General features: G+C 74.2%; 5 protein-coding genes and 2 pseudogenes. 2 read left to right on the forward strand and 5 right to left on the reverse strand.

Annotation, left to right across the window (positions count from 1 at the left end; all coding sequences use genetic code 11):
* On the reverse strand, positions 1-924 hold a 924-nt coding region (locus IH13_RS0112970; protein WP_031083993.1), incomplete at its 3' end, for an adenylosuccinate synthase.
* A gap of 187 nt (positions 925-1,111) precedes the next feature.
* Between IH13_RS0112970 and IH13_RS0112975 the strand changes: the two genes are divergently transcribed.
* Together IH13_RS0112975 and IH13_RS0112980 are read left to right on the forward strand one after the other, a co-directional pair.
* Positions 1,112-1,972, forward strand: coding sequence for a diacylglycerol kinase family protein (locus IH13_RS0112975; RefSeq protein WP_031083994.1), 861 nt, complete (start codon positions 1,112-1,114; stop codon positions 1,970-1,972).
* A gap of 253 nt (positions 1,973-2,225) precedes the next feature.
* Positions 2,226-4,319 (forward strand): hypothetical protein, encoded by a 2,094-nt coding sequence (locus IH13_RS0112980; RefSeq protein WP_158791151.1) that lies wholly within the window; start codon positions 2,226-2,228, stop codon positions 4,317-4,319.
* Between the two features lie 11 nt (positions 4,320-4,330).
* Here IH13_RS0112980 and IH13_RS37355 read toward each other — a convergent pair.
* From IH13_RS37355 to IH13_RS0113000, 4 genes and pseudogenes are all read right to left on the reverse strand, one after another.
* Positions 4,331-5,490 (reverse strand): annotated as a pseudogene (locus IH13_RS37355) (cytochrome P450).
* 9 nt (positions 5,491-5,499) lie between these two features.
* Positions 5,500-6,168: a response regulator gene (locus IH13_RS0112990; RefSeq protein WP_031083997.1), complete on the reverse strand. Its 669-nt coding sequence runs from the start codon at positions 6,166-6,168 to the stop codon at positions 5,500-5,502.
* Entirely contained in the window at positions 6,165-7,445 is a 1,281-nt protein-coding gene (locus IH13_RS0112995) for a sensor histidine kinase (protein ID WP_082317601.1), read from the reverse strand. Before IH13_RS0112995 ends, IH13_RS0112990 begins: the two co-directional genes overlap by 4 nt.
* Before the next feature lie 141 nt (positions 7,446-7,586).
* A pseudogene (locus tag IH13_RS0113000) lies at positions 7,587-7,952 on the reverse strand (alpha/beta hydrolase); the annotation flags it as partial.

Below are 7,952 nucleotides of genomic sequence, written 5' to 3' on the forward strand. Positions count from 1 at the left end.
CCAGCCGCAGCGGCGGTCGCGGCCGGTGGTGACACCGCGCTCGCCACCGATGCGCCGCAGCGCCTCGCCGTCCTCGTCGTGCAGCTCCGTCGGGAACGGACCGGCGCCCACACGCGTCGTATAGGCCTTGAGGATGCCGATGACCCGGCTGATCTTCGTCGGGCCGACGCCGGAACCGGTGCAGGCGCCGCCCGCGGTCGGGTTCGACGAGGTGACGAAGGGGTACGTGCCGTGGTCGACGTCGAGCAGCGTGCCCTGGCCGCCCTCGAAGAGGACGACCTTGCCCTCGTCGACGGCGTTGTTCAGGATCAGCGTCGTGTCGGCGACGAACGGCTTGATCTGCTCCGCGTACTGGAGCATCTCCTCGACGATCCGCCCGGCCTCGATCGCGCGCCGGTTGAAGACCTTGGCCAGGAGCTGGTTCTTCTGCTCCAGCGCCGCCTCGACCTTCTGCTCCAGGATCGACTCGTCGTAGAGGTCCTGGACGCGGATGCCCACGCGGTTGATCTTGTCGGCGTACGTCGGGCCGATGCCGCGCCCGGTCGTGCCGATCCTGCGCTTGCCGAGGAAGCGCTCGGTCACCTTGTCGATCGTGACGTTGTACGGAGTGATCAAATGGGCGTTGCCACTGATCAGCAGCTTGGACGTGTCGACACCACGCTCGTTCAGGCCGCTCAGCTCGGAGAGCAGGACCGCCGGGTCGACGACGACACCGTTACCGATGACCGGGGTACACCCCGGCGACAGGATTCCGGAGGGGAGGAGATGCAGTGCGTACTTCTGGTCGCCTACGACAACCGTGTGGCCGGCGTTGTTGCCGCCCTGGTAGCGCACCACATAATCGACGGATCCACCGAGGAGGTCGGTGGCCTTCCCCTTGCCCTCGTCACCCCACTGAGCACCGAGCAGCACAAGTGCGGGCACAGGCGTACACCCCTTCCGGGCGGGGCATGTCCAAGGTCAGGGGGCGTACGTAAAGGTCGTACCTTGCCGCACGACGATGTACGGCACAGCCTGAGCCGTCGAACCGGGTGCCCCGGAATAGACGAAGCCCCTGGCGCAATAGCGCAAGGGGCTCTTGCACCAAGATGCTACCCGAGGAAGGACCGAGGTGTCGGCTGCAGAGCCCCCCGGCGACGGCGACCACCAGCTACTCGTACTCATCGACCCCCTGGCGCGCCGCAGCGACGGCGAGTCGGTCCGCATCGCGAAGGACGTGCTGAGCGCCGGCGCGGACGTGAAGATCTGCCTCCCGGACGGCCCGGAGGAGTTCGCCCGGGCCCTGGCCCGGAGGGGTACCCGCAGGCCGGTGGTGATCGGGGACGACCGGGCCCTGCTGCGGGCGGTGACCCAGCTCCACCGGGAGCGGGAGCTGGCCGGCGGGGCGCTCTGCCTGGTCCCGGTGGGCGCCGCGCCCTCACTGGAGCTCGCGCACGCGCTCGGCGTGCCCCGGGGCGCGGTGGCGGCGGCCCGCTCGGCGCTGGAGGGCACCGCGCGCCGGCTCGACCTGCTGGTGGACGACAGCGACGGCGTGGTCGTGGGCGATCTGCGCATCCCGGCCCCGGAGCCGGGCGAGCACCCGAACCACCCGGGCGTCACGGCGGTCCGGGACACCTGGCGGACCCTGATAACGGCCCTGGTGCGCCCGTCCCCGCCCCTGCCGGCCTCCGCCCTGCCGCCGCCGCGCGCACACCGGCTCCGGGTCGAGGCGGACGGGGCCCTGCTGAACGACCTGGACCGGCCGGTCGACGGCCTCTCGGTGACCCCGCGCGGCGACGGCCGCCCCGCGGACGTGGTGATCCACACCACCTGCGGCACGACGGTCACGGCCGAGGCCAGGTCGGTCACGGTCTCCGGCCCGGACTTCCGCTACCGGGCCGACATACAGTCCGCCGGCCCGGTCCGCACCCGGACCTGGACGGTGCGCGCGGGGGCCTGGGGGCTGGTGCTGCCGGTGGCACCCGGGGGATGATCGGCACCCCGAGGACCGGGGCGGACGGGGAGGCGGCACGGTGGGGGACACACCCGAATTGACGGGGCCCACGCCCCCCGGGGCGACCGAGCCGTCCGGGACCACCGGGTCGGCGGCGGCCGAGAGGCCGGGGACGGCGGGGCCAGGGGCACCCGGTACGCCGGGAACGGCGGGAACGGCGGGGCCTGGGGCACCCGGTACGCCGGGAACGGCGGGGACGGCGGGGACGGGGACACCCGGTACGCCCGGGACCATGAGGCCGGGGGTACCCGGTACGCCGGGTGCGACGGGGCCGGAAGCGGCCGAGGCGTCCGCGACCGTACCCGGGCCGGACGCGGTGACCGCCCCGGAAGCGCCCGAGGCGCGGGCGTCGGCCCCCCAGCCCGCCCCGCCCGAACCGGCCCCCGCATCGGGACTCGCACCGGCTCCGGCACCAGGACCCGCATCGCCCGCCACCCCGCAGACCCCCACGGCCTCCGGCACCCCCGAATCCCCCACGTCGCCTGACAGCCCCGAGTCCCCCGACGCCCCGGCCCGGACGGCGCTCGACCTGCCCGGGACGGCCGCAGGGCTGGGACGCGCGCGGCGCCACGCCTCGTACTGCGTGAACGCGGGCCTCGCGCTGCTGGCCGCCGCCCTCACGGTCGTCGTGGCCTCCGCGTCCGCCTCCGCCGAGGAGCTGGCGGCCGTCCTGGGGCCCTGGTGCTTCTCGCTCGGCGCCGGTGCCCTGGGGCTCGGCCTCTGGCTGCGGGGGCGGGTCCGGCGCATGCGCCAGGTGCTCGGGTCGAGGCCCTGGACCGCTTATGCCTCGGTCGCCGTCCAGCGCGGCGGGGGCAGCGCCGCCGTCGTCCTGGCGGGCGGCCCGCGGGGCGACGAGTTGCTGGTACTCGCGCCCCTCACCACACAGTGGCGCTACCACCTGCTCACCGACACGGCCGGCGTGTTGTGGTGGTGCGGCGATCCGCGGTCCGGGGGCGTGCTGGCCCCGCCCGGCGGCGAGGAGCTGATCCGGGCCCGCCCGCTGGGCGCCCGCCGGGCGCGCAGGACGCTGGACCTGCCGCAGGTACGGGCGCTGAGCCACCGCCCATCGCCCCGTCCGCCGCACACGACCGCCACCGGGCCGCATCCGGCCGCCGACCGCCCCGGCTCCCCCTGGCTCACCGTTCCGCCGGAGAAACCGGCTCGCCGGCGGCCCGGCCTGACGTGGCTCGCCCTCCTCGTCGCGGGGCTGGCCGGCGTCGTGCTCGCGACCGTCTGGGCGGAGCAGTCGGAGAGCGACCCGCGGATCGACCTCACCGTGCTGAGCGAGCAGAGTGACGGCCGCTGCGTGGTGCGGTGGGACGACCCCTTCGACCACCAGCGGCGCACCGGGACCTATCGGTGCGACCCGGACCGGGGCCCGCTGCTGGACGACTGGGAGACCGGCTTCGTCGTGTCGTACGGCCCCTGGAAAGGCGACCTGTACAACGCCGATCTGGAGGGCACGTCCGCCTTCGCCGTCATGGACACCGTCGGGGTGGGCGGTCTGCTGTGTGCCCTGGTGGGGCTGGTCGGCGGGGCGGTCCGTCTGATCAGGCGCGGGGGGCGGGCCGCCGTCGGTCCCCTTTCCGCCCCGGCGTACGCGGGCGTGGCCCCGCTGTCCGGGCCGCCCTGGGTGCCCGGCGGGCCCGGCGCACCGCCGCTGACGTACGCCGTGTGCGCCGCCGCGGCCACCCGTCAGGCGGCCCTGCGCGGGCCGGACGCGCCCCCGGGCCGGCCGGGCGCCGGGGTGCGGACCGGGCCGTGGTGGCGGGTGCCCGTCCTGCTGAAGGCGACCGGGCTCACCAGGGTCCTCTTCCCGCTGGCCTGTCCGGTCGGCATCGGCACCCTCACCCTGGTCCGGCCGGGAACCGTCTCCGGGCCGGTACAGGTGCTCGCGGTGGTCTTCGGCGCCCTCGGCCTGTACTCGCTCCTGCGCATCCTGCGGGGAGGCGTCCCGCTCGCCCGGCAGTTGACCCGCCAGGCCGACGGACCGGTCGCCGAGACCCCGCGCTACGTCCTGCTGGAGGAACCGTCCGGCGCCGGGCCCGACCCCGTGCTGCTCCTCTTCGCGGCCGACGCCGACGACTCCGCTCCCCCGCGGGGCCTGCTGCGGCTGCTGGCCCCCGGCCCGCGCAAGCGCCCCTGGGCCGGACTGCCCGCCCCGGTCGGCACGGCCGAGCTGCGCGGACGGCGGGAGGAGCCCTTCCTGCCCGTCCCCTGGATCGACGGCCGCCCCCACTGGCCCGCCGACCGGTACGAGGAGCTGGACCTGTCGGACCCGGAGACCGTGCGGTACCTGGAGGAGCTGGTGCCGGCCCGCCTCTGACCGGCCCCGCCTCAGACCTCGACCAGCAGCTCCCGCAGCCCCCGGATCACGAACCCCGGCTTCCACTCCGGCTCCGCGACCAGCCGCATCCTGGGCGCCCGGCGCAGCAGCGCGCCGAAGGAGGCCGTCATCTCCAGCCGGGCCAGCGGCGCGCCCAGGCAGTAGTGGATCCCCGCCCCGAACGAGATGTGCGGGTTGTCCTGCCGGGTCAGGTCCAGGGCCTCCGGGTCCGAGAAGCGCTCCGGGTCCCGGTTGGCCGAGGCGAAGAGCAGGGCGACCTGCGAACCGCGCGGGATGACCGTGCCGTCCACCTCGATGTCGTCCAGGACCCAGCGCGCGAACATGGGCACCGGGGTGTCGTACCGCAGCAGTTCCTCCACGGCCGTCGGCAGCAGCCCGTGGTCACCGCGCAGCAGGGCCAGCTGCTCCGGATGCCGGAAGAGCACCCGCCAGCCGTTGGCGGTGGCGTTGACCGTCGCCTCGTGGCCGGCGTTGAGCAGCAGCACACAGGTCGAGACGATCTCCTGCTCGCTCAGCCGGTCGTCCTCGTCGTGGGCGGCGATGAGCGCGGTGATCAGGTCCGGGCCCGGGTTCGCGCGCCGGGCGGCGATCAGCCCGCGCAGATACGCGGAGAACTCGACCGACGCCCGGACCGCGGCCCGTGCCGTCTCCTCCGGCGGGTTCAGCTCGAACATCCCGCAGATCGCCGCCGACCACGGCCGCAGCAGCGCCCGGTCGGCCTCCGGGACGCGGTGAGCAGGTCGCCGCCGCCCGCCGCCACGAACTCCTCGACGATTCCGGCCGCCAGCCGCTCCACGGTCGGGGCGAGCGCCTCGACCCGGCGCGGGGTGAACGCCTTGGACACCAGGCGCCGGATCCGCGTGTGGTCGGGGGCCTCCAGGTCGAGGATGCCGTTCCCGTTGAGCGTGTGGAACGGCTCGTGGGCGGCGGGCGGCGCGTCGAGGCCGAACTCGTCGTGTGTGAAGCGGTGCAGATAGGTCCGGCCGAGCCGCCGGTCGCGCAGCAGCCCGGAGACGTCGGAGTGGTGCGGGATCAGCCACTGCCGGGTCGGCTCGAAGTAGTGCGCCCGGCCGGTGGCGCGCAGCGCGGCGTAGGCGGGGTACGGGTCGGCGACGAACGCCGGTGACCAAGGATCGAAGGACACGTGCATGACCCGACGCTACCCGGGCGTGACCAGCCGGGCCTCGTACGCGAACACCGCGGCCTGGGTCCGGTCCCGCAGCCCCAGCTTCACCAGGACCCGGCTCACATGCGTCTTGATCGTCGACTCGGCGACCACCAGGTGCGAGGCGATCTCCTGGTTCGACAGGCCCTGGGCGATGAGCACGAGCACCTCCGTCTCCCGTTCGGTGAGGTCGCCGATCCGGGCCATGGCGGGCGGCCTGGGGGCTTCGGCGATCTTGGAGAACTCGGTGATCAGGCGCCGGGTGACGGTCGGCGCGAGCAGCGCCTCGCCGGAGGCCACCACCCGTACGCCGTCGGCGAGCTGACGGGCCGACGCGTCCTTCAGCAGGAAGCCGGAGGCGCCGGCGCGCAGCGCCTGGTACACGTACTCGTCGAGGTCGAAGGTGGTCAGGACGAGCACCTTGGCGTCCGCGTCGGCGGCGACGATCTGCCGGGTCGCCTCGATGCCGTTGAGTTCGGGCATCCGGATGTCCATCAGCACCACGTCGGGCCGCAGCGCGGCGACCTGGGTCACGGCCTGCCGGCCGTCGACGGCCTCGCCGACGACCTCGATGCCCGGCATCGCGTTGAGCAGGACGGAGAACCCCTCGCGGACCATCATCTGGTCGTCGACGATCAGTACGCGGATGGTGGACGGGCTCATGCCCCCACCTCCTGCTCCGCGCGGTCGCGGTCCACGGGCACGGGCAGGAACACCGCGACCTCGTAGCCGCCGTCCTCCGTCTCCCCGGCCGTCATCTCGCCGTCCAGCATCGCCACCCGCTCCCGCATCCCGGTGACGCCGTGCCCGGCCCCCGGCGACGGCTTCACCAGGCCCCTGGGGGGCCCGTTGACGACACGGAGCCCCAGCCCGCCGAGCACGTACCCGATCTCCACCTTCGCGGGCGCCCCCGGCGCGTGCCGGAGGGTGTTGCTCAGCGCCTCCTGCACGATCCGGTACGCCGACAGCTCGACGCCCTGCGGCAGGACGCGTACCGCTCCGGTGACGGTCTTCTCCGTCTCCAGCCCCGTCTCACGGACGTTGTCCAGCAGCCGGTCCAACTCCGCCAGCGTGGGCTGCGGGGCGTCCGGCAGCTCCTGGTCCTCCGCCCGTACGACCCCGAGGACCCGGCGGAGCTCGGTCAGGGCGGCGACCGCGTTCTCTCGGATGGTGACGAAGGCCTGCTCCAGTTCGGGCGGCGGGTTCTCCACCCGGTACGGGGCGGCCTCGGCCTGGATCGCGACGACGGACATGTGGTGGGCGACCACGTCGTGCAGTTCCCGCGCGATGGTGGTGCGCTCCTCGAGGAGCGTGCGCCGGTCGCGTTCCACTGCGGTGACGGTGCGCTGCACGGTCACCTCCTGCTTCGCCTCCCGCCGGGTCTGCACCAGGACCACGACGAGCAGGGCGACCGCGGAGGTGAGGGCCATGCCGAAGGTGATGGCGGAGCTGTGGCCGCCGACGTTCTCCACGAGGGTCCCGATGAGCAGGGTGACCAGCCACATCCAGGCGGCGGTGCGCGGGCGGGTCCGCGCCGCGACGACGATCAGCACACCCAGGTGGCAGACGAAGGCGGTCGGTGACCAGGGCCACTGGTCGTGGCCCACCACGGCCACCAACGGGGTCGAGGCGACCGACACCCAGAAGGCGAGGAGGGGCCGGACCAGCGTCGCCAACAGCGTGCCGGCCGGCACGAACGCGGTGATGACGGTCGCCACCCCGAACGGCGAGTAGGCGTTCGCCACGAAGACGCCCTGCATCAGGGCGATCAGCGCGACCAGTCCCACCACGGCGTGCGGGAACCAGACGGCGCCCTTGCGGAGCGGCCCGGGCAGACGCCGGATCACCGGCCCGTCGGTGCCCAGCGGGGCCAGCGGGCGGAAGTCGAGCACATGCTGGAACAGGTCCTGCCGCAGGCCGTCCAACGCCCCGGCGGCCATCCGGTGCTCCGGGCTTCTGGTCTTGGTCTCGGTCACGCTTCCACGGTAGGCGGCGGCCCGGCCCGGGTCGTCGGCAGTGATGCGGATCCTGCGCCGTCCGTCTCAAGTACTACGAGGACCAAGGGCTGTCCCCACGCCGGGTCACCAGGCGAGCTGGGCGATCTCCTCGGCCACCACCGCGCAGGCGTCCGCCGACGGGTCGATGAGCGGGAAGTGCCCGACCCCGTCCAGCACGGTCAGCCCCACCAGTTCGCCCGCCCCGGCCGCCGCGTCCACGAACGCCTCGGACACCGCCTGCGGCACGGTCAGGTCCCCGCCGCCCTGCACGACGGCGGTCGCGACCCCGGTCGGAAGCAGCACGGCGGGGTCGACGTGCGCCCGCCTCTCCTCGAAGTGCTCCTTGCCGCCCAGGAGTTGGTGGAGCGCACCGGAGCACACATCCAGCTCGGCAGCGCTCACGAAGTCGCCGATCGGCGCCAGCGCGACGACTCCGCGCAGCGGCGGGGG

Origin of the sequence: Streptomyces sp. NRRL WC-3549, from assembly GCF_000721935.1 — a bacterium.
In the GTDB taxonomy this organism is placed as follows: domain Bacteria; phylum Actinomycetota; class Actinomycetes; order Streptomycetales; family Streptomycetaceae; genus Streptomyces.